The organism is Paracidovorax sp. MALMAid1276 (assembly GCF_049198005.1).
GTDB lineage: Bacteria > Pseudomonadota > Gammaproteobacteria > Burkholderiales > Burkholderiaceae_C > Acidovorax.
The window spans coordinates 12,027-32,064 of sequence record NZ_JBMIRS010000063.1 but is presented as its reverse complement, the minus strand read 5'-3'; the positions used below and the strand labels follow the sequence as shown (position 1 = coordinate 32,064).

15 protein-coding genes and 1 tRNA gene are annotated in these 20,038 nt (G+C 66.7%); 13 read left to right on the top strand and 3 right to left on the bottom strand.

Annotated features, from left to right (window positions below; translation table 11 throughout):
* Positions 1-21 precede the first annotated feature (21 nt).
* From rpoC to ACOQFS_RS03800, 8 genes are all read left to right on the top strand, one after another.
* Positions 22-4,254: a DNA-directed RNA polymerase subunit beta' gene (rpoC, locus tag ACOQFS_RS03835; RefSeq protein WP_421561627.1), complete on the top strand. Its 4,233-nt coding sequence runs from the start codon at positions 22-24 to the stop codon at positions 4,252-4,254.
* Positions 4,255-4,419: 165 nt separating this feature from the next.
* Positions 4,420-4,983 (top strand): LemA family protein, encoded by a 564-nt coding sequence (locus tag ACOQFS_RS03830; protein WP_421561626.1) that lies wholly within the window; start codon positions 4,420-4,422, stop codon positions 4,981-4,983.
* Positions 4,980-6,461: a 16S rRNA (cytosine(967)-C(5))-methyltransferase RsmB gene (gene rsmB / locus ACOQFS_RS03825; RefSeq protein WP_421561625.1), complete on the top strand. Its 1,482-nt coding sequence runs from the start codon at positions 4,980-4,982 to the stop codon at positions 6,459-6,461. The genes ACOQFS_RS03830 and rsmB overlap by 4 nt, the downstream gene beginning before the upstream one ends.
* A gap of 58 nt (positions 6,462-6,519) precedes the next feature.
* Positions 6,520-7,086, top strand: a complete 567-nt coding sequence (locus ACOQFS_RS03820) for a DUF4390 domain-containing protein (RefSeq protein ID WP_421561634.1) — start codon at positions 6,520-6,522, stop codon at positions 7,084-7,086.
* Between the two features lie 104 nt (positions 7,087-7,190).
* Positions 7,191-9,434: an ATP-binding protein gene (locus ACOQFS_RS03815; RefSeq protein ID WP_421561624.1), complete on the top strand. Its 2,244-nt coding sequence runs from the start codon at positions 7,191-7,193 to the stop codon at positions 9,432-9,434.
* A 48-nt stretch (positions 9,435-9,482) separates the two neighbouring features.
* A complete protein-coding gene (locus ACOQFS_RS03810) occupies positions 9,483-10,193 on the top strand; it encodes a response regulator (RefSeq protein WP_421561623.1) in 711 nt (236 codons plus the stop codon).
* Positions 10,194-10,267: 74 nt separating this feature from the next.
* A tRNA-Phe gene (locus ACOQFS_RS03805) sits at positions 10,268-10,343 on the top strand.
* A 153-nt stretch (positions 10,344-10,496) separates the two neighbouring features.
* Positions 10,497-11,267 (top strand): hypothetical protein, encoded by a 771-nt coding sequence (locus ACOQFS_RS03800; protein WP_421561622.1) that lies wholly within the window; start codon positions 10,497-10,499, stop codon positions 11,265-11,267.
* Positions 11,268-11,453: 186 nt separating this feature from the next.
* Here the strand turns inward: ACOQFS_RS03800 and ACOQFS_RS03795 are convergent, their stop codons facing one another.
* Positions 11,454-11,624 carry a hypothetical protein gene (locus ACOQFS_RS03795; protein WP_421561621.1) on the bottom strand — a complete coding sequence of 57 codons (171 nt, stop codon included), beginning with the start codon at positions 11,622-11,624 and terminating at the stop codon, positions 11,454-11,456.
* 150 nt (positions 11,625-11,774) lie between these two features.
* On the opposite strand from ACOQFS_RS03795, the gene ACOQFS_RS03790 reads away from it, so the two are divergent.
* Together ACOQFS_RS03790 and ACOQFS_RS03785 are read left to right on the top strand one after the other, a co-directional pair.
* Complete coding sequence (locus ACOQFS_RS03790; RefSeq protein ID WP_421561620.1) at positions 11,775-14,453, top strand: diguanylate cyclase domain-containing protein; 2,679 nt, start codon at positions 11,775-11,777, stop codon at positions 14,451-14,453.
* Positions 14,454-14,600: 147 nt separating this feature from the next.
* On the top strand, positions 14,601-15,857 hold the full coding sequence (locus ACOQFS_RS03785; protein ID WP_421561619.1) for an Hsp70 family protein: 1,257 nt from the start codon (positions 14,601-14,603) through the stop codon (positions 15,855-15,857).
* A 142-nt stretch (positions 15,858-15,999) separates the two neighbouring features.
* On the opposite strand, the gene rsmI is transcribed toward ACOQFS_RS03785, so the two are convergent.
* On the bottom strand, positions 16,000-16,971 hold the full coding sequence (rsmI, locus tag ACOQFS_RS03780) for a 16S rRNA (cytidine(1402)-2'-O)-methyltransferase (RefSeq protein WP_421561618.1): 972 nt from the start codon (positions 16,969-16,971) through the stop codon (positions 16,000-16,002).
* On the opposite strand from rsmI, the gene ACOQFS_RS03775 reads away from it, so the two are divergent.
* The 3 genes from ACOQFS_RS03775 to ACOQFS_RS03765 all read left to right on the top strand — a co-directional run bounded on the left by ACOQFS_RS03775 (position 16,971) and on the right by ACOQFS_RS03765 (position 18,814).
* Positions 16,971-17,384 carry a YraN family protein gene (locus ACOQFS_RS03775; protein ID WP_421561617.1) on the top strand — a complete coding sequence of 138 codons (414 nt, stop codon included), beginning with the start codon at positions 16,971-16,973 and terminating at the stop codon, positions 17,382-17,384. The genes rsmI and ACOQFS_RS03775 overlap by 1 nt on opposite strands.
* Before the next feature lie 111 nt (positions 17,385-17,495).
* Positions 17,496-18,101, top strand: coding sequence for an SIS domain-containing protein (locus ACOQFS_RS03770; protein WP_421561616.1), 606 nt, complete (start codon positions 17,496-17,498; stop codon positions 18,099-18,101).
* Positions 18,098-18,814: a BON domain-containing protein gene (locus ACOQFS_RS03765; RefSeq protein ID WP_421561615.1), complete on the top strand. Its 717-nt coding sequence runs from the start codon at positions 18,098-18,100 to the stop codon at positions 18,812-18,814. The genes ACOQFS_RS03770 and ACOQFS_RS03765 overlap by 4 nt, the downstream gene beginning before the upstream one ends.
* 198 nt (positions 18,815-19,012) lie before the next feature.
* On the opposite strand, the gene ACOQFS_RS03760 is transcribed toward ACOQFS_RS03765, so the two are convergent.
* Positions 19,013-19,927 (bottom strand): NAD(P)-dependent oxidoreductase, encoded by a 915-nt coding sequence (locus tag ACOQFS_RS03760; protein WP_421561614.1) that lies wholly within the window; start codon positions 19,925-19,927, stop codon positions 19,013-19,015.
* Between the last annotated feature and the right edge of the window lie 111 nt (positions 19,928-20,038).

Genomic DNA, 20,038 nt, shown 5'->3' with positions numbered 1-20,038 from the left:
GCAGAAAAGGAAAGAGTCACTATGAAATCGCTACTCGACCTGTTCAAGCAATTCACGCCGGATGAGCATTTCGATGCCATCAAGATCGGCATGGCTTCGCCCGAGAAGATCCGCTCGTGGTCTTTCGGCGAAGTGAAGAAGCCCGAGACCATCAACTACCGCACGTTCAAGCCCGAGCGCGACGGCCTGTTCTGCGCCAAGATCTTCGGCCCCATCAAGGACTACGAGTGCCTGTGCGGCAAGTACAAGCGCCTCAAGCACCGCGGCGTGATCTGCGAGAAGTGCGGCGTTGAAGTCACACAGACCAAGGTGCGCCGCGAGCGCATGGGCCACATCGATCTGGCCGCGCCCTGCGCCCACATCTGGTTCCTGAAGTCGCTGCCGTCGCGTCTGGGCCTGGTGCTGGACATGACGCTGCGCGACATCGAGCGCGTGCTGTATTTCGAAGCCTACGTGGTGACCGACCCCGGCATGACCCCGCTGAAGAAGTTCAGCATCATGTCCGAGGACGACTATGACGCCAAGCGCAAGGAATACGGCGACGAGTTCATCGCCAAGATGGGCGCCGAGGGCATCAAGGACCTGCTCGAATCCATCGACATCGACCTGTCGATCGAGAAGCTGCGCGGCGACCTGACCGGCTCCGAGGTCAAGGTCAAGAAGAACGCCAAGCGCCTCAAGGTGCTCGAAGCGTTCAAGAAGTCCGGCATCAAGCCCGAGTGGATGGTGCTGGACGTGCTGCCCGTGCTGCCTCCGGACCTGCGTCCGCTGGTGCCACTGGACGGTGGCCGCTTCGCCACGTCCGACCTGAACGACCTGTACCGCCGCGTCATCAACCGCAATTCGCGCCTGCGCCGCCTGCTGGAGCTGAAGGCCCCTGAGATCATCGCGCGCAACGAAAAGCGCATGTTGCAGGAGGCGGTGGACTCGCTGCTGGACAACGGCCGCCGTGGCAAGGCCATGACGGGCGCCAACAAGCGTGCCCTGAAGTCGCTGGCCGACATGATCAAGGGCAAGTCGGGCCGCTTCCGCCAGAACCTGCTGGGCAAGCGCGTGGACTACTCGGGTCGTTCCGTGATTACCGTGGGCCCAACGCTCAAGCTGCACCAGTGCGGTCTGCCCAAGCTGATGGCGCTGGAGCTGTTCAAGCCCTTCATCTTCTCGCGCCTCGAAGCCATGGGCATCGCGACGACGATCAAGGCCGCGAAGAAGGAAGTCGAATCCGGTACGCCGGTGGTGTGGGACATCCTGGAAGAGGTCATCAAGGAACACCCGGTGATGCTCAACCGTGCGCCTACGCTGCACCGTCTGGGTATCCAGGCCTTTGAGCCCATCCTGATCGAAGGCAAGGCCATCCAGCTGCACCCCCTCGTCTGCGCGGCCTTCAACGCCGACTTCGACGGTGACCAGATGGCTGTGCACGTGCCGCTGTCGGTGGAAGCACAGATGGAAGCCCGCACGCTGATGCTGGCCTCCAACAACGTGCTGTTCCCCGCTTCGGGCGAACCCTCCATCGTGCCTTCGCAGGACGTGGTGCTGGGCCTGTACTACGCCACCCGTGACCGCATCAACGGCAAGGGCGAAGGCCTGGTGTTTGCCGACACCGGTGAAGTGCAGCGTGCCCTGGACGCCGGCGAAGTCGAGCTGGCCGCCAAGATCACCGTGCGCATGACCGAGTGGACCAAGGACAAGGCCACGGGCGAATTCGTGCCCTCGACCTCGCTGGTGGAAACCACCGTGGGCCGCGCGCTGCTGTCCGAGATCCTGCCCAAGGGCCTGCCGTTCGCCAACATGAACAAGGCGCTCAAGAAGAAGGAAATCTCGCGCCTGATCAACGTGTCCTTCCGCAAATGCGGTCTGAAGGAAACGGTGGTGTTCGCCGACAAGCTGCTGCAAAACGGCTTCCGTCTGGCCACGCGCGCCGGCATCTCCATCGCCATCGACGACATGCTGGTGCCACCGCAGAAGGTCGGCATCATCGAGCGCTCCGAGAAGGAAGTGAAGGAGATCGAGCAGCAGTACGTGTCCGGTCTGGTTACCTCGGGCGAGCGCTACAACAAGGTGGTGGACATCTGGGGCAAGGCCGGCGACGAAGTGTCCAAGGTGATGATGGCCCAGCTGTCCAAGCAGAAGGTCACCGACCGCCATGGCAAGGAAGTGGATCAGGAGTCCTTCAACTCCATCTACATGATGGCCGACTCCGGTGCCCGCGGCTCTGCCGCCCAGATCCGTCAGGTGGCCGGCATGCGGGGTCTGATGGCCAAGCCAGACGGCTCGATCATCGAGACCCCCATTACCGCGAACTTCCGCGAAGGCCTGAACGTGCTGGAGTACTTCATCTCCACCCACGGTGCCCGTAAGGGTCTGGCCGACACGGCGCTGAAGACCGCCAACTCCGGTTACCTGACGCGCCGTCTGGTGGACGTGACGCAGGATCTGGTCGTGACCGAGGAAGACTGCGAAACCGCCAACGGTTCGCTGATGCGCGCCATCGTCGAAGGTGGTGAAGTGATCGAGTCGCTGCGCGACCGTGTGCTCGGCCGCACCGCTGCCGAGGACGTGCTGCACCCGGAAACCCGCAAGGTGCTGGTGCCTGCCGGCGTCATGCTGGAAGAAGATCTGATCGAAGAGCTGGAAGCTGCCGGCGTGGACGAGGTCAAGGTGCGCACTGCGCTGACCTGCGAGACCCGCTACGGCCTGTGCGCCAAGTGCTATGGCCGCGACCTGGGCCGCGGCGGCCTGATCAACCTCGGCGAAGCCGTGGGTGTGATCGCAGCGCAGTCCATCGGCGAACCCGGCACGCAGCTGACCATGCGGACCTTCCACATCGGTGGTGCCGCTTCGCGCGCTGCCATCGCCTCCAGCGTGGAAGCCAAGTCCAACGGCGTGATCGGCTTCAACGCCACGATGCGCTACGTGAGCAACACCAAGGGCGAGTTGGTGGTGATTGCGCGTTCCGGCGAAATCATCATTCATGACGAGCACGGCCGCGAGCGCGAACGCCACAAGGTGCCTTACGGCGCCACGCTGACGGTGAAGGCCGACCAGCAGATCAAGGCTGGCACCATTCTGGCCAACTGGGATCCGCTGACGCGCCCCATCATTACCGAGTTCGCCGGTCAGACCAAGTTCGAGAACGTCGAAGAAGGCCTCACTGTTGCCAAGCAGGTGGACGATGTGACCGGTCTGTCCACGCTGGTGGTGATCGACCCCAAGCGCCGCGGCGCTGCCAAGGTCGTGCGCCCGCAGGTGAAGCTGATCGACGCCCAGGGCAACGAAGTGAAGATCCCTGGCACCGACCACTCGGTGACCATCGGCTTCCAGGTGGGCGCTCTGATCCAGGTGCGCGACGGCCAGGACGTGGGCCCCGGCGAAGTGCTAGCGCGCATTCCGGTCGAAGGCCAGAAGACCCGCGACATTACCGGCGGTCTGCCCCGCGTGGCCGAGCTGTTCGAAGCCCGCACGCCGAAGGACAAGGGCACGCTGGCCGAAATGACCGGCACCGTGTCGTTCGGCAAGGAAACCAAGGGCAAGGTCCGCCTGCAGATCACCGACCCCGAAGGCCATGTGTTCGAAGAACTCGTGCCCAAGGAAAAGAACATCCTGGTGCACGAAGGCCAGGTGGTGAACAAGGGCGAATCGATTGTGGACGGCCCCGCCGATCCGCAAGACATCCTGCGCCTCTTGGGCATCGAAGAACTCTCGCGCTACATCGTCGACGAAGTGCAGGACGTGTATCGCTTGCAGGGCGTGAAGATCAACGACAAGCACATCGAGGTGATCGTTCGCCAGATGCTGCGCCGTGTGGTGGTCGAGAACGTCGGCGAGTCGAACTACATTGCCGGCGAGCAGGTCGAGCGCTCCGAGATCCTCAACACCAACGAGGCACTGCAGGCCGAGGGCAAGATCCCCGCGACCTACAGCAACCTGCTGCTGGGTATCACGAAGGCCTCGCTGTCGACCGACTCGTTCATCTCGGCCGCGTCGTTCCAGGAAACGACCCGCGTGCTCACCGAGGCGGCCATCATGGGCAAGCGCGACGAGCTGCGCGGCCTGAAGGAAAACGTCATCGTGGGTCGCCTGATCCCCGCTGGTACGGGTCTGGCTTACCACCAGGCACGCAAGGCCAAGGACGCCATGGACGACGCCGAGCGCCGCGCCATCGCCGAAGCCGAAGCGGCTGAGATGAATGCGCAGACCGACGCGGCGGAAGTCGCGGCCGGTGCGGACGCCGCCGGCACAGCTGCCGACTGAGCCACCGACGGGCAGCAATGCTCCGCACCCTGGCGCCCCCGCCCTGTCCCCGGACAGGCGGGGGCGCTTTTTTATGGAACGAACGCGATTTGTCTTTCGATTCGGTCCCTGTGCTCTTGTGCAACTCTTCAGCCCGTGGCGCTGCACGCTCCACGGCGGCATGTCATGTGGTCATCGCCCCTTTTCTGGATGGCATTCGCCATCGTGCTGTTCTGGGCGCTCGGCGCCTACAACCGGCTCATGCGCCTGCGCTCGGCCGTGGTGCAGTCGTTTGGCAGCTTTGACGCGCACATGGTGCGCTTGGTGGCACTGCTGGGCGAATTCAGCGCCGCCCATGCCGTGCAGCGCGGCATGCAGGCGGATGGCACCGACGCGGAGCTGGCGGCATTGCAGGGCGCCACAACGCAGCTCAGCGCATGCCTGGCCGTGGCACGAGCCCGCCCGCTGTCGGTGGATGCGGTGGCGGCCCTGACGGCAGCACGCCGCGTGTTGCGCGACACCTGGCAAAGTGCCGGCCGTAACCCCGCGAGCGTCCTGACCGATGCGCCCCCGCCGCAAGGCGTGTGGCAGACCCGCTGGGACGAGCATGTGCAGCAGAACGAGCAGGCCGCCCGCGTGTTCAACGATGCCGTGGGTCAGTACAACGCCGCTGTCGCGCAGTTCCCGGCCAATGTGCTGGCCCGGGTGTTTGGCTTTCGGCCCGCCCGCGCGCTGGAGGTCTTGCAATGAGTTCGAATTCCCGGCCCCCCGCACCCAACGGTGCACCGCGACAGAGCGCACACCCGAAACCCACACCGCGTCCACGTGCCACCAGTTCGCCGCGCACGTCCGCGCCGGGCGAACGCGCGCCCGACAGCTCCGCGCACGCTGCGGCATCGCCAGCCCTTTGGCAGTTGCTCATCGGCGTGAGCGGTGCCCTGCAGGCCATTCGTGGCGGGCAGTCGGGCACGGCGGCGCTGGCCGCGGTGCCCGCGCCGCTGCGGCCGGGCGTGCAGGCACTGCTGTTTCAGGCATTGCGCCATGCGGGCCGCGCCCAGGCGCTGAGCCGCTGCCTGGTGCAGCGCGCCCCGCCACCGGCGGCAGATGCGCTGCTGTGCACGGCATTGGCCCTGTGCTGGAACCCCGACGACGCGCCCTACGAGCCGTTCACGCTGGTGAACCAGGCGGTAGAGGCCGCCAAGAAACATCCCCCCACCCGCCAGCAGTCGTCGTTCATCAACGCCTGCCTGCGCCGTTTTTTGCGTGAACGCGAAGCGCTGGTTGCCCGCAGCGACACCGACCCGGTCGCGCGCTGGAACCACCCCGCCTGGTGGATCACGCGACTGCGCAAGGACCATCCCGAGCATTGGGAGCGCGTGCTGCGCGCCAACAACTCCCAGGCGCCAATGACACTGCGAATAAATGCACAAAAAACGACCCAAGCGCTTTACCAGCAAGCGCTGAATGCTATAAATTTAGAAGCATTGCCGATCGGTGATGTGGGACTGGTGCTGCAGCAGGCCGTGCCGGTCGACAGCCTGCCGGGGTTTGCAGCGGGCTGGGTGTCCGTGCAGGACGCCGCCGCCCAGCAGGCCGCACCCTTGCTGCTGCAGGGACTGGACCTGAGCCGACCGTTGCGTGTGCTGGATGCCTGCGCCGCCCCGGGCGGCAAGACAGCGCACTTGCTGGAATTCGCTGGCGCGGGCGCACCGCTGGAGGTGACGGCGCTGGAAGTCGACCCAAACCGCGCGGCCCGCATTGGCGACACGCTGCAGCGCCTCGGCCTGAGCGCACAGGTGATCGTGGCGGACGCCGCCCAAACGCAGGACTGGTGGGCCCAGCAGTGTGGCGGCCGTCTTTTTGATGCGATCCTGCTCGACGCGCCGTGCACTGCGTCCGGCATCGTGCGCCGCCACCCGGACGTGCGCTGGCTGCGGCGCGAGTCGGACATCGCCCAGTTGGCGGGCCAGCAGGCGCGGCTGCTGGCTGCGTTGTGGCCGTTGCTGCAGCCCGGCGGGCGGCTGTTGTACTGCACCTGTTCGGTGTTCCGTGCCGAGGGCGATGCGCAGGTGCAATCGTTTCTTGCGCACAACAGTGATGCGCAATTGCTGCCTTCTCCCGGGCATTTAATTCCCGGTGAGGCGGACAAGCCGGGGACTGTCCGGGACAATCTGACGGGTGAGCACGACGGGTTCTTTTACGCACTGTTGCAAAAATCGCTGCAATGAGCCGTTTGGGGCTCATCCGGGGGCGCTCTGGCTCCTATTCGCCGCGTGGCTCAGCGCGATCCTGATCCTGTGGGCGCCGCCGGCCGGTGCGGCCGAGGCAGCGCCACCTGAAGTCGGCGAGTTGCGCCTGAGCCCTTCCGAGGACGGCCTGTATCTCAGCACCACCATGCAATTCACCTTGCCGGCGCTTGCAGAAGACGCGCTGTACAAGGGCATCCCCATGTTCTTCGTGGCCGAAGCCCAGGTGCTGCGGGACCGCTGGTACTGGTCGGACCGTCAGGTGGCGAGCACCACACGCTATCTCCGACTCAGCTACCAGCCGCTGACCCGCCGCTGGCGGCTCAACGTCTCATCCACACCCTTTGCCAACAGTGGCCTGGGGGTGTCGCTGGGTCAGAATTTTGATGATATCGATGAGGCTTTGGGTGCCATTCAGCGCATTTCGCGCTGGAAGATCGCAGATAGCGATGCGATAGAGGCAGACGCGATGCACACGGTCAACTTCCGCTTTCGCCTGGACATGTCCCAGCTTCCGCGGCCCTTCCAGATCGGAGCCGTGGGGCGTTCTGGCTGGAATCTGCTCGTCTCACGCACCCAGCGCCTGGGCGGGGAGCCCCTCAAGTGAATGGGCGCGACACCTTAGAAGGGGGGGGCGCGCCCCACGGCACCGCCCCCGCAGCACCTGCTCCTTCTGCGGCAACTGCTGCATCCGCCACGGCGCACGCCGCGATGCGGCAATCTCGGGCGGTTCGCTGGGCCGTGGGGGTGGGCGCCGCCATCATGTCGGCCATCGGGCTGGTGCTGCTGTTCCTGCTGACACTGGCCACCAACAACCGCGCGCTGTACGAGCGCAACTACGCCTGGCTGTTTGGCGTGAACGTGCTGGTGGCCCTGCTGCTGCTGGCCGTGCTGGTGTGGATTGCGGTGCGCCTGGCCGTGCGGCTGCGCAAAGGCAGGTTCGGCAGCCGCCTGCTCGTCAAGCTGGCTGCCATCTTCGGCCTGGTGGGGTTGGTGCCGGGTTTGCTGATCTATTTCGTGTCCTACCAGTTCGTCACGCGTTCCATCGAAAGCTGGTTTGACGTGAAGGTGGAAGGCGCGCTTTCGGCCGGTGTCAATCTGGCGCGTGTCTCGCTGGATGCGCTGGCCGCCGACATGGCTTCCAAAGCCCGCAACGCCAGCGCGCAGGTGGCGCAGGTGCCGGACGCGGCGGCCGGCCTGGTGCTGGAGCGCATCCGCGACCAACTGGGCGCCACCGACGTGGTGCTGTGGAACGCCGGCGGCCAGGCGGTGGCCAGCGCTGGCCAGTCCCGCTTCAACCTGAACCCCGAGAGGCCCAGCGTGACCCAGCTGCGCACCGTGCGCCAGCAGCGCGCCACCGCGCAGATCGAGGGTCTGGACGATGTCTCCGACCCTGCCGCCGCGCAGAACGCGCGCGTGAAAGTGCTGGCACTGGTCAGCAGCCCGGCGGTGGGCTTGCTGGTTGAGCCGCGCTATCTGCAGGCCACCCTGCCGCTGCCGCCCGCACTGGTGGCCAACGCCATTGCCGTCCAGGAGGCCAACCGCGAGTATCAGGAGCGCGCCCTGGCGCGCGGCGGCCTGCGGCGGATGTATGTGGGCACACTCACGCTCAGCCTGTTCCTGTCGGTGTTTGGTGCCGTCTTGCTGGCCGTCCTGCTGGGCAATCAGCTGGCACGGCCCCTGCTGGTGCTGGCCGAAGGCGTGCGCGAAGTGGCTGCCGGCAACCTCAGCCCCAAGGCTGCGCTGCAGGGGAAGGACGAAATGGGCGGGCTCACCCGCTCGTTCGCCCTGATGACCCAGCAGCTGGCCGACGCCCGCCAGGCCGTGGAAAAGAGCATGGTGGAGGTCGACGCCGCCCGGGCCAACCTGCAGACCATCCTGGACAACCTGACGGCAGGCGTCATCGTGCTGGACGCGCAGGGCGTGATCCGGTCCTCCAACCCCGGTGCCACCCGCATCCTGCGCGCGCCCATGGCGGCCTATGACGCTCGGCCGCTGTCCGATGTGCCGGGGCTGGCGGACTTTGCGTTGGCGGTGCAAAAGCACTTCGACACCTTTCTGGCCGACAACGAGCGGCACGGGCTGGACCACTGGCAGCAGCCGTTCGAGCTGCATGCTTCTTCTGCGGGCGTGGGCCAGCACGCTACCAGCCTCGTGGCGCGCGGTGCCGAGCTGCCCGATGCTTCACGCCTGTTGGTTTTCGATGACATCTCGGAAATCGTCTCCGCCCAGCGCGCCCAGGCGTGGGGAGAGGTCGCGCGCCGCCTGGCGCACGAGATCAAGAACCCGCTCACACCCATCCAGCTGTCGGCCGAAAGGCTGGAGATGAAGCTCGCCGGCAAGCTCCCTGCGACCGAGCAGGCCATTCTTGCCAAATCGGTGAAGACCATCGTCGAGCAGGTCGATGCCATGAAGCGGCTGGTCAATGAATTTCGCGACTACGCGCGCCTGCCTGCGGCCGAGCTGCATGCGCTCGACCTCAACGGACTCGTGGCCGACGTCCTGCACCTGTACGGCGCGGAAAACGCCACCGTGCCCGTGGAAGCGGAACTGGACCCCCGCTGCCCCCCCATCGCCGGCGATGCACAGCAACTTCGGCAAGTGGTCCACAACCTGCTGCAAAACGCGCAGGACGCGACGGAACAGGTGCGTGCCAGCCTGCCCGACCCCCTGCCGCCGGTGCGCATCAGCACCCGCTGGAGCGAGTCCTCCCGGCGTGTACGCCTCACCGTGTCGGACTGCGGGAGCGGCTTTCCGGCCCACATCCTGCAGCGCGCGTTCGAGCCCTACGTCACCACCAAGCCCCGGGGCACCGGCCTCGGTCTGGCCGTGGTCAAGAAGATCGCCGACGAACACGGCGCCCGCATCGATCTGTCCAACCGCACCGAAGACGGCGTGGTGCGGGGCGCCCAAGTGTCGTTATCATTCGCCCCTGAACCCGCGGTGGCGTCATAACAACACTCCTGCGGTACCCTTCAGGTCTCCTTAGGCGTCTCAACACACATGGCAAACATTCTGGTGGTCGACGATGAGCTCGGCATTCGCGATCTGCTGTCGGAAATTCTGAACGACGAAGGCCACAGCGTTGACCTGGCAGAAAACGCAACCCAGGCCCGCGCCGCCCGCACAGGCAACAGCTATGACCTGGTGCTGCTCGACATCTGGATGCCCGACACCGACGGCGTTTCGCTGCTCAAGGAATGGGCCACCGCAGGCACCTTGACCATGCCCGTGATCATGATGAGCGGCCACGCCACCATCGACACGGCCGTCGAAGCCACGCGCATCGGGGCCTTCTCGTTCCTGGAAAAGCCCATCACCCTGCAGAAGCTGCTCAAGGCGGTAGAGCAGGGCTTGGCACGCAGCGCGTCATCCTCGCTGCCCGCATCGGTGGCGACGGCCAGCGCAGCGCCCTCCGCAGCGCCTTCTGCCGGTGCCACACTGGCCGCAGACCCCACGTTTTCATCGCTGCCAGCGGTGTCGGCGCCTGCGCCTCACGCCGATACGGGCCCGCATGCCCACCAGGGTTTCGATCTGGACCGGCCCCTGCGCGAGGCACGCGACGGTTTTGAAAAGGCCTACTTCGAGTTCCACCTGGCGCGAGAAGGCGGCTCCATGACCCGCGTGGCCGAAAAAACCGGCCTGGAGCGCACCCACCTTTACCGCAAGCTGCGCCAGCTGGGGGTCGACCTCGGCCGCAGCAAGCGCAGCTGACGCGTGCGTCGCAGGCAAGAAAATCTTCTTCGTTTCCTGAACGCCCTGTTTTTCTGGTTATAATTTGAGGCTCAGGCCCGGTAGCTCAGTCGGTAGAGCAGAGGATTGAAAATCCTTGTGTCGGTGGTTCGATTCCGCCCCAGGCCACCAGTCAGCATGCGCCCCAGCGCCCGAAAGGGTTCTGGGGCGTTTCTACATTCCGGGCCGCATTTCTACAATTGCGGTCCACGAAGACGTGCACTTACGACACAGTGCACGGTGCGTGTTGTGGCGTGGCGCTCAGCAGCAACAGTGGAGGTTGTCATGCCCGGTGATATGGATTGGCGCTTGCAGGCGGTAGATTTCGTGCGTGCGGCTTCCGACTCGGATTTGATGATCGAGGATGGCTCTTCATGCGACACGATGACCATGACTATGGTGGATTCCGTTCGAATGAAGGATGGCCGTCTGTTGGCTTTTCCAATTCCAAACGCCTCTGCGCTGATGCTCAATGCTTCCAAATTGGCATATGCCAAGGCGCAGGCTTTGTTAGCTCATGAAGCACTTGAGCACGCACCCCGTGGGTTCGTTCAGTTTTCATCCAATGCGGATGCAATCGACTTCGCAGAGCACGTTGTGGTTGCGGTTTTCACGGCGTACACGGCGCTGGAGTGTTTTGCGAATGAAATGGTCCCCCCCTGGCTTACCTACAAAAAGGAGGGGAAAAAGGGTGCGGAGCATCGAACCCTCGGCAAAGAAGAGATTGAGCGTGAGTTGCCTTTGGGCACAAAGCTAGCAGTTGTATTGCCTGCCGTGTTTGGGCTTCAAAGTCCGAAGGGCGATAGTCTCTGGGAGGCCTTCGTGACACTAGAGAAGGTCAGAAATCGCGTCGTACACATGAAGTATGCAGACCGGCGCTCTGGGACCGAATCTACTGATACCCTGTGGAAAGCGTTGCTTGCAGTACCCTCGCCCTACAAGTCCGCTAAGCAAGTCTTGGACTACTTCTTGAGCAGTGCCCCTATAAAGGCGGGGCTGGAGTTTGAGAACTATCGACCTGTTCGCCCCAGGTGGCACGTAGAAATTCCTGACTGAACGTTGTCTTGTTTGCGTAGGGGCCCCACCCTTTCCCCAATGCGCGCTTTCACATAGTGCTCAGTCATCTCCCGATTCTTGTGCGCTAGCAGCTTCTGCGAGTGCGCAAGGTCCCCTGTGTCGGTTGCCGCTTTCGCCCGAATGTCCCGAAACTGAAAATCCACCTTCGCCAGCGTGCGCGCCTTGTCAGCGTGAGCGCAGCGCCCCCTGGCTGAGCGGCTGGCCGTTCTCGTCCTGAATCAGAAACGTGCTGATGGCCTTGCGGGGCCGTTGGTTGATCCGTTCGTTGACAGCCGCCAGCTCGCCGGAAACCTCAATGCCCAGGCGTGCCCCGGTCTTGTTCTGGGCGACCCACAAGGCCCCATCTCGGCCACGCACCGCGGGCAACAGTCACGGTCGTCCATCCGCGCGCTCACAGAGGGGATGCCTCGGTGCAATCCATCACCAGCACCGGGGCGAATCCGGTTGCGGGCAGGGGGGAGACAGGCGTAATGTATCGAGCTGTACATGCCTCTCCAACCCACTTCGCCTGAGACCGGCGTTGAGCGACAACGCCGCAGGCTGAAGGCTTTTCTGGTGGCGGGCAATGTCGGGCTGGGGCTGGTGCTGTTTGCCCTGGTGGCTTGGGTGCTGGAGTCGTCGCACAAGAACCATGCGCTGCAGGCGCGCGCCACGGCAGAGCAGTTTGTGGCCATTGCAGCCGCAAACATCGAGGCAGAGCTGCGGCTGGTGGACGCAGCCCTGCTGATGGCTGGGGACGAGTTGCACCGGCAGGGCTTTGGCGCGGGGGCCGAGGACGCGCACGTCAATGAGCTGCTGGCGTCCCGGCACAGCGTTCTGACCGGTGTGGAGGGTTTTCGCGTGGCCGACCACAATGGGCTGGTGCGCTGGGGCAACCACATCAACGCGGCGCATCCTCTGGACCTCACCACCCGCGACTTTTTTCACCAGGCCAAGTCGTCCACAGCGTCGGCGCCCGTGGTGTCGGGCCCGGTGCACTCGCGGATTTCCGGCAACTGGGTCATCGCAGTGGCGCGCCCGCTGGTGTGGGATGGCGCATTCCATGGCGTGCTGTACGCCACCCTCAACACGCAGCATTTCACCAACCTGTTTGCGCGCTACGACCTTGCGGACCAGGATGCGATCGCGCTGCGCATGCAGGACCAACAATTGCTGGCCTGGCTCACGCCGGGCAGTCCATTCGTGGGCGCGGTGGGCGACCGCGACGTGTCGCCCGAACTGACTGCCGCCGTGGCGGCGCAGCCTTTGGCGGGCGCCTACCGACCGCGAGCGAGATTTGACGGCGTCGACCGCACCATCGCCTACCGCGCGGTGCCAGGCTGGCCCCTGCTGGTGCAGACCGGCCTGAACAACGCCAGGTTCTTCGCGCAATGGAAGCGCGAGATGCGCACCGTGGGGCTGATGGCGAGCATGGCCTGGGCGCTGGGCTGTGCCGCGACGCTGGCGGTGTACAGGTTCGGCCGGCGCACGCTGAATGCCGTGGCAGAACTGGACGCGCAAAGCCGCCGCACCACCACCTTGCTGCGGGTGGCGGGCGACGGCATTCACGTGGTGGACCGCAGCGGCCACATGGTCGACATGAGCGATTCGTTCGCCGAGATGCACGGGTGCTCACGGCAAGACCTGCAAGGCCAGCATGTGAGCGCCTGGGATGCCAACCAGGACGAGGCCCGCATCAACACTTGGCTGGCCGGCGTGCGCGACGGCGACCGCCAGCGCGTGGAGGTCCAGCACCGCCGCGCGGACGGCAGCATCATCGATGTGGACCTGCACTGGCGGGCGGTGGAGATCGACGGCCAGCTGCTGGTCTTCGGCTCTGCGCGCGACATCACCGAGAAGAAGCAGCTGGTGAGCAGCCTGAAGGAGTCCGAGTCGCGCATCCGCGACCTGTACGACCAGGCGCCCTGCGGCCATTTTTCGTTGAGCGCAGACGGGCGGCTGGTGCATGCCAACGCCATGGCGCGTGCCTGGCTGGGCGGTGCGGAGCATCCGCCGGAGTGGCGCTTCGCGTGGGTGCTGGACCGGCCCGGTGAAGAGCGGTTTGGCGCGCACATGGCCGCGCTGGTCACGCGGGGCGCTGCGCCCGAAGTGGAAGTGGGTTTCCGTGCCAACGCTGCGATGCCTGCGCGCTGGGTGCGCCTGCACTCGACCGCCGTGCAGGACGCGTTCGGCGCTTTCCTCATGAGCCGGACGGTGGCCACTGACATCACGGTGCAGCATCTGGCGCAGCAGCGGGTCGAGGCGCTGCTGCGCGACCAGGCCGCGATGCTCAACAGCGACATCGTGGGCATGGCCAAGCTGCGCGATCGCAGGGTCAGCTGGAAGAACGCGGCCTTCGAGCGCATGCTGGGCTACGCACCGGGCGAGCTCGATGGCGTGTCCATGGAGGCGCTGTGCGCGGAAGAGGGCGACCACGCCAAGCTCGCGCCCGACAAGCTGGCCGTGCTGGCGCAGGGGCAAAACTACCGGGCCGACGTACGCCTGAGGCGCAAGAGCGGGGAAGCGCTGTGGGTCAACCTTAACGGCGTGCAGCTGTCCGAGGCCGAGTCGTTCTGGATGGCGGTGGACATCTCTGAGGCGAAGCGCGCCCACGCGCAGATCACGCACGTGGCGTTTCACGATGCGCTCACGCAGCTTCCCAACCGCCTGCTGTTGCTGGACCGGCTGCAGCAGGCGCTGGCCGGTGCCGAGCGGTCGGGCCACACCGTCGCCGTGTGCTTCATGGACCTGGACGGGTTCAAGGCCGTGAACGATGCACATGGGCACGACGCGGGGGACCGTCTGCTGGTGGAGGTGGGGCGGCGGATCGTGCTCAGCATTCGCGCCACCGACACGGCGGCGCGCTTCGGGGGCGACGAGTTCGTGGCGCTGCTGGCGCCGGTGTCCGGTGACGAGTGGCGCGCGATCCTTGGGCGGCTGATGCGCGCCGTGGCAGAGCCGATGGATCTGGGCCTTCCAGCGCCGGTGCGGGTGGGCCTGAGCGTGGGGGTGGCGCTTTCGGGTGGCCACGTCGTTCAGGCGCCGCCACCGGGACACCCTCACAGGCCCGCACAGCCCCCGGGTGCCGACCAGGCGCACATGCTGCTGTCCGATGCGGACGAGGCCCTGCTCCAGGCCAAGCGCGCAGGCAAGAACCGCATCGAGCTGGCGCCCGTGCGGCCGTAGCGCAGCGCGCCCGGTGTGCGCGGTGCGATAATCCGCGCCCTTTTTCGTCCCTTTCCGCGCCCTTCCGGCCAGCCGGCTGCTGCGCCCGCCCGCTCTCCCCAGCCCAGGCCCTCGCGCCCTGGGCGCTGCGCCTTGATGCACCCCACCATGAATCTCTTGAATGACGCCACGCTTGGCATCGACTTCGGCACTTCGAATTCCGCCATGGCGGTCCGGCAGGGCGGGGGCCCTGCACGCATGGTGGCGCTGGAAGGGGAGGCCCACACCCTGCCGACGGCGCTGTTCTTCAACACAGAGGATCAGCGGACGCACTTCGGCCGCGATGCGGTGGCGCACTACCTCGGGGGCACGGAGGGGCGGCTGATGCGCTCGCTCAAGAGCCTGCTGGGCAGCGCGCTGCTGCAGGACCAGACGGCCGTGCACGGCAAGCTGCTGAGCTACCAGGACATCATCAGCATGTTTCTGCGCATGCTGGCGGGCAGGGCGCATGCGGCGCTGGGCGGCCTGCCCGCACGCGTGGTCATGGGGCGCCCGGTGCACTTTGTGGACGATGACCCCGCCCGCGACCAGCAGGCCGAGGCGGCGCTGCGCCGGGCCGCCATGGACGCGGGGTTTGAGAACATCAGCTTCCAGCTGGAGCCCATCGCCGCAGCGCTGGACTACGAGCAGCGCATCACGCAAGAAGCGCTGGTGCTGGTGGTGGACATCGGCGGCGGCACCTCGGACTTCACCGTGGTGCGCCTGGGGCCCGGGCGGCGCGGCCAGGCAGATCGCAGCCGCGATGTGCTGGCCACCACGGGCGTGCACGTGGGTGGCACGGACTTTGACCGGCGGCTCAGCCTGGACCTGCTGATGCCCCTGCTCGGCTTTCGGCACCGGGGCCCGGCCGGGCGCGAGGTGCCCAGCCGGGTGTTCTTCGACCTGTCCACCTGGCACCTGATCCAGTGGCTGTATTCGCCGCGTGCGCTGCGCGATGCGCAAGCCCTGCGCACCGACTATGCCGACGCCCGGCTGCACGCGCGCCTGATGAAGGTGCTGAACGAACGCCTGGGCCACCGCCTGGCCGACACGGTCGAGCAGGCCAAGATTGCGGCGTCGGTGTCGGACGCCCAGGCGCCCATGGCGCTCGGATGGGTGGAGCCGGGGCTGGACGCGGCCATCACGCCCGAGGGGCTCTCCCGGTATCTGGAGCAGCCGCTGCAGCAGGTGGTGGCCTGCGCGCAGGCCTGCGTGCGGCAGGCGGGCCTGACCGGCGACGGGCTGGAGGCCATCTACCTGACCGGGGGCTCCTCGGCGCTGCGGCCGCTGCGGCAGGCGCTGCGCGGGGCGTTTCCGCACACGCCACAGCGCGAGGGCGATCTTTTTGGAGGCGTGGCCGCCGGTCTGGCCGTGACGGGCGGTTGAACGCGCGATCCCTGCCGATCTGTGTCGCCGCTGGCATGCTATTGATTTAATAGCTGTCAGCGCATTATGGATAAGCGCTGGGGCCTATTTTTAATCAAAATTCTTTCGCGGACTTCTCTCGCAGCCGAGCCTGCACGGCGGTTCAGCGCGCGGTGGCGCTATCGTCCTCGGCGGTGTCTCCATCCTCGCCGCCATCCTGCGCCCGCTTCCACGCCAGCGCTGCGTCATAGAGCCCGTTGCGCGGCGCGCCGGTGATCTCGGCGGCCAGCCGCACGGCGGTCTTGAGGGGCAGCTCTGCCAACAGCAAGCGCAGCACGCGCAGGGTGTCGCCGGCGTCATCGCCCGCCAGGGCCACCGGGTGCAGCAGCACCACAAACTCACCGCGCGAGCGCTGGGGCGCCCCGTCCAGCCACGCGCCCAGGGCGTGGGCCGGCTGGGTGGTGATCTCTTCGAACTGCTTGGTCAGCTCGCGCGCCAGGGTCACGGGGCGATCGCCCAGCGTGGCCAAGGCCTGGGCCAGCTCGCCGATGCGGTGCGGTGCCTCCAGCAGCACCACGCAGCGCGGTTCGGAGGCCAGCTGCCGGGCGATGGCGCTGGCCCGCTCGGCACTCTTGGAGGGCAGAAACCCGGCAAACACAAAGCTGCTGCTGTCGCCGTCCGACGCCACGGCCCCTGCCGCGCTCAGGGCCGTGGTGATGCTGCTGGCTCCCGGCAGCGGCATGGCGCGCAAGCCGGCGGCGTGCACGGCGGCCACCAGGCGGGCGCCGGGGTCGCTCACGCCGGGCGTGCCCGCGTCGCTCACATACGCCACGCGCTGGCCCTGCTGCAGCCGGCGCACCACCTCCTGCGCCGCCTCGGCCTCGTTGTGCTGGTGCACGGCCAGCAGGCGGGCGGGGCCCTTGTCGATGCCGTACGCGCGCAGCATCGACTGCGTGTGGCGCGTGTCCTCGCAGGCCACGGTGTCGGCCAGCTGCAGCAGGTGCAGGGCGCGCAGGGTGATGTCCGCCAGGTTGCCGATGGGCGTGGCCACCACGTACAAGGCGCCCTCGGGATAATGCTGGGCGGCCGCCGCTTCGCGCGCGGCGTCAAGGGCTGAAGCGAAAGAGGCGCTCAATGGTGACATTCCTCGGAAAAAGAAAACCCGCAGGCGGGCCTGGCGCGCAAGGGGCGGCGGCCACCACGCGCGAGCGCGGCAATGTGGCCGAGGACCAGGCCCTGGCCCACCTGCAGGCCGCCGGCCTGAAACTGGTGGAGCGCAATTATCGGACGCCCGGGCGCGGCGGCGGCGAGATCGACCTGGTGATGCGCGACCGCGATGGCACGCTGGTGTTCGTGGAGGTGCGCAGCCGCGCGGGCGGCGGCTTCGGCGGCGCAGGGGGCAGCATCAGCGCCACCAAGCAGCAGCGCATCGTGTTCGCGGCCCGGCACTACCTGCTGCGGTGGCCCTCGCCGCCGCCCTGCCGCTTCGACGTGGTGCTGGTGCAGGGTCACATCGAATGGCTGAAGGCGGCCTTTGATGCGCAGTAGCGGCGCGGGTTCCGGGCCTGCGCGCAGTGGCCCATTCCCGCGCCAGCGCAGCGCCAGCCGCTACGGATTGCTACAAAACCTGTAACACGCGGAAGGTATCATCGGGCCCTCATGCTTGAGCAACGCATCCAACAGCATTTCATCGACAGCGCCGACCTGAAGTACCAGGCCGCCCAGGCGCTCAGCCACCCCATCGCCGCGGCCGTGCAGGCCGTGCTGGCCTGTGTGACCAGCGGGGGCAAGGTGCTGGCCTGCGGCAACGGCCCGTCGGCCGCCGAGGCCCAGCAGTTTGCCGCGTACTGCGTCGCAGGTTTCGAGCGCGACCGCCCCGAGCTGGCCGCGCTGGCACTCACGGCCGACAGCACCGTGCTCACCACCCCGTCCGGCAACGCCGCGCAAGACGCGGCCCAGCAGTTTGCCCGCCAGGTGCGGGCCCTCGGGCAGGCGGGCGACGTGCTGCTGGCGCTGTCGGTGTCGGGCAATGACGCCAGCCTGCTGGCCGCCGCCGAGGCCGCGCACGAGCGCGACATGACCGTGGTGGTGCTGACCGGCCGCACCGGCGGCAAGCTGGCTGCGCTGGTGCGCGAGACCGATGTATTGATCAGCGTGCCGCACGACCGTGCGGCGCGCGTGCGCGAAGTCCACGCCCTGGTACTGCATTGCCTGGCAGATGGTGTGGATGCCCAGTTACTTGGTGAACAGGAGAACCCGCTATGACACCCTCATCCCCCCTGGCTTCCACCCCTTCGGGCAGCCCCACGGCGCGCCGCTCGCCGCGCGCCCTGCGTGCACAGCGTGTGCTGTGCGCCGCGCTGGCTGCTTCTGCCCTGGTGGCGGGCCTGACGGCGTGTGCGCCCCTCATCGTCGGCGGCGCCGTGGTGGGCGGGGTGATGGCGGTGGACCGCCGCACGGCCGGCACCCAGGTGGAAGACGAAGGCATCGAGCTGCGCGCCAGCAACCGCATCCGCGAAGCGCTGGGCGACCGCGTGCACGTCAACGTGACCAGCTACAACCGCCAGGTGCTGCTCACGGGCGAGGTGCCCAACGCCCAGGACCGCCAGAGCGTCGAACAGATCGTGGGCGGTGTGGACAACGTGCGCTCGGTCGTCAACGACCTGGCCGTCATGCCCAGCACCAGCCTGGGCCAGCGTTCCAACGACACCTTCATCACCGGCAAGGTGCGCGCCAGCCTGGTGGACGCCAAGGACATCACCGCCACGGCCTTCAAGGTGGTGACCGAGCGCAACATCGTCTACCTGATGGGCCGCGTGTCGCAGCGCGAGGCGCAGCGCGCCACCGAGATCACGCGCGGCGTGAGCGGCGTGAGCAAGGTGGTGCGCGTGTTCGAGATCGTGTCCGAAGAAGAACTGCGCCGCATCGCACCACAGCCCGCGCCGGTGACGACCGACACCAAGCCTGCTGGCGGCTGAGCGCGGCAGCATCTGACTGCAGGTTCATCAAAGTCCTGGGCTGCGTTGTGTGGCCCGGGACTTTTTTCTTGGGCTTTGTGCGCAGCACGCAGCGCGTGAAACTGGCGCGGCCCCAGGCCAGTGCCCCCGCGCAAGGGCCGCCCCGCCGCGCTGAGGGCGTCCCCCTTGGGGGATGGCGCGCAGCGCCTCAGGGGGGCTTTACTTCAACCGCTTGATCAGGCTCGAAGTGTCCCAGCGGTTGCCGCCCATGGTCTGCACGTCGGCATAGAACTGGTCCACCAGCGCCGTCACCGGCACGCGCGAGCCGTTGCGCTTGGCCTCGTCGAGCACCAGGCCCAGGTCTTTGCGCATCCAGTCCACGGCAAAGCCGAAGTCGAACTTGTCGTCGACCATGGTCTTGCCACGGTTGTCCATCTGCCAGCTTTGTGCGGCGCCCTTGCCGATCACGTCCAGCACCTGCTTCATGTCGAGGCCCGCGTTCTGGCCGAAGGCCACGGCTTCCGACAAGCCCTGCACCAGGCCCGCAATGCAGATCTGGTTGACCATCTTGGCCAACTGGCCCGAGCCGCTGGCGCCCAGCAGCGTGAAAGCGCGCGAAAACGCCATGGCCACGGGCTGGGCCGCGTTGAACGCGTCGGCATCACCACCACACATCACCGTGAGCATGCCGTTCTGTGCCCCCGCCTGGCCGCCCGACACGGGCGCGTCGACGAACTGCAGGCCCTGGGCTTTGGCGGCGGCATACAGCTCCCGCGCCACTTCGGCGGACGCCGTGGTGTGGTCCACAAAGACCGCGCCCGGCTTCATGCCCGCAAACGCCCCATCGGCCCCCAGCGTCACCGAGCGCAGGTCGGCGTCGTTGCCCACACAGCAGAACACGATGTCGGCACCCGTAGCGGCCTCGCGCGGGGTTTGAGCATGCTTTTGGGCGCTAGCGCTTGCGTACTCTGCGCACCAAGCTATTGATTTAGTAGCGGTGCGGTTGTAGACCGTGACGTCATGGCCTGCGAGCGCCAGGTGGCCGGCCATGGGGTAGCCCATCACGCCCAGGCCCAGGAAGGCGACCTTGCGCGAAGGGGTGGCGTCGTAGTTGCGGGGATTGGTGCTTGGCATGGGATGGTTCTTGCAAAAAAAGGCCGCAGTGCAGGCGGCGGTTGAAACTGGCGCAGCCCAGGCCCGCAGACGCTGTAGAACTGGCTTTGCCAGGCCACTGGCGGCGTCTCC

Excerpts from the sequence above, each read along its gene's own strand:
- ACOQFS_RS03765 (WP_421561615.1), top strand. The coding sequence starts at position 18,098 with ATGACACCCTCATCCCCCCTGGCTTCCACCCCTTCGGGCAGCCCCACG.
- ACOQFS_RS03770 (WP_421561616.1), top strand. The coding sequence starts at position 17,496 with ATGCTTGAGCAACGCATCCAACAGCATTTCATCGACAGCGCCGACCTG.
- ACOQFS_RS03800 (WP_421561622.1), top strand. The coding sequence starts at position 10,497 with ATGCCCGGTGATATGGATTGGCGCTTGCAGGCGGTAGATTTCGTGCGT.
- ACOQFS_RS03810 (WP_421561623.1), top strand. The coding sequence starts at position 9,483 with ATGGCAAACATTCTGGTGGTCGACGATGAGCTCGGCATTCGCGATCTG.
- ACOQFS_RS03815 (WP_421561624.1), top strand. The coding sequence starts at position 7,191 with ATGCGGCAATCTCGGGCGGTTCGCTGGGCCGTGGGGGTGGGCGCCGCC.
- rsmB (WP_421561625.1), top strand. The coding sequence starts at position 4,980 with ATGAGTTCGAATTCCCGGCCCCCCGCACCCAACGGTGCACCGCGACAG.
- ACOQFS_RS03760 (WP_421561614.1), bottom strand. The coding sequence starts at position 19,927 with ATGCCAAGCACCAATCCCCGCAACTACGACGCCACCCCTTCGCGCAAG.
- rpoC (WP_421561627.1), top strand. The coding sequence starts at position 22 with ATGAAATCGCTACTCGACCTGTTCAAGCAATTCACGCCGGATGAGCAT.
- ACOQFS_RS03775 (WP_421561617.1), top strand. The coding sequence starts at position 16,971 with ATGGTGACATTCCTCGGAAAAAGAAAACCCGCAGGCGGGCCTGGCGCG.
- ACOQFS_RS03785 (WP_421561619.1), top strand. The coding sequence starts at position 14,601 with ATGAATCTCTTGAATGACGCCACGCTTGGCATCGACTTCGGCACTTCG.
- ACOQFS_RS03790 (WP_421561620.1), top strand. The coding sequence starts at position 11,775 with ATGCCTCTCCAACCCACTTCGCCTGAGACCGGCGTTGAGCGACAACGC.
- ACOQFS_RS03830 (WP_421561626.1), top strand. The coding sequence starts at position 4,420 with ATGTGGTCATCGCCCCTTTTCTGGATGGCATTCGCCATCGTGCTGTTC.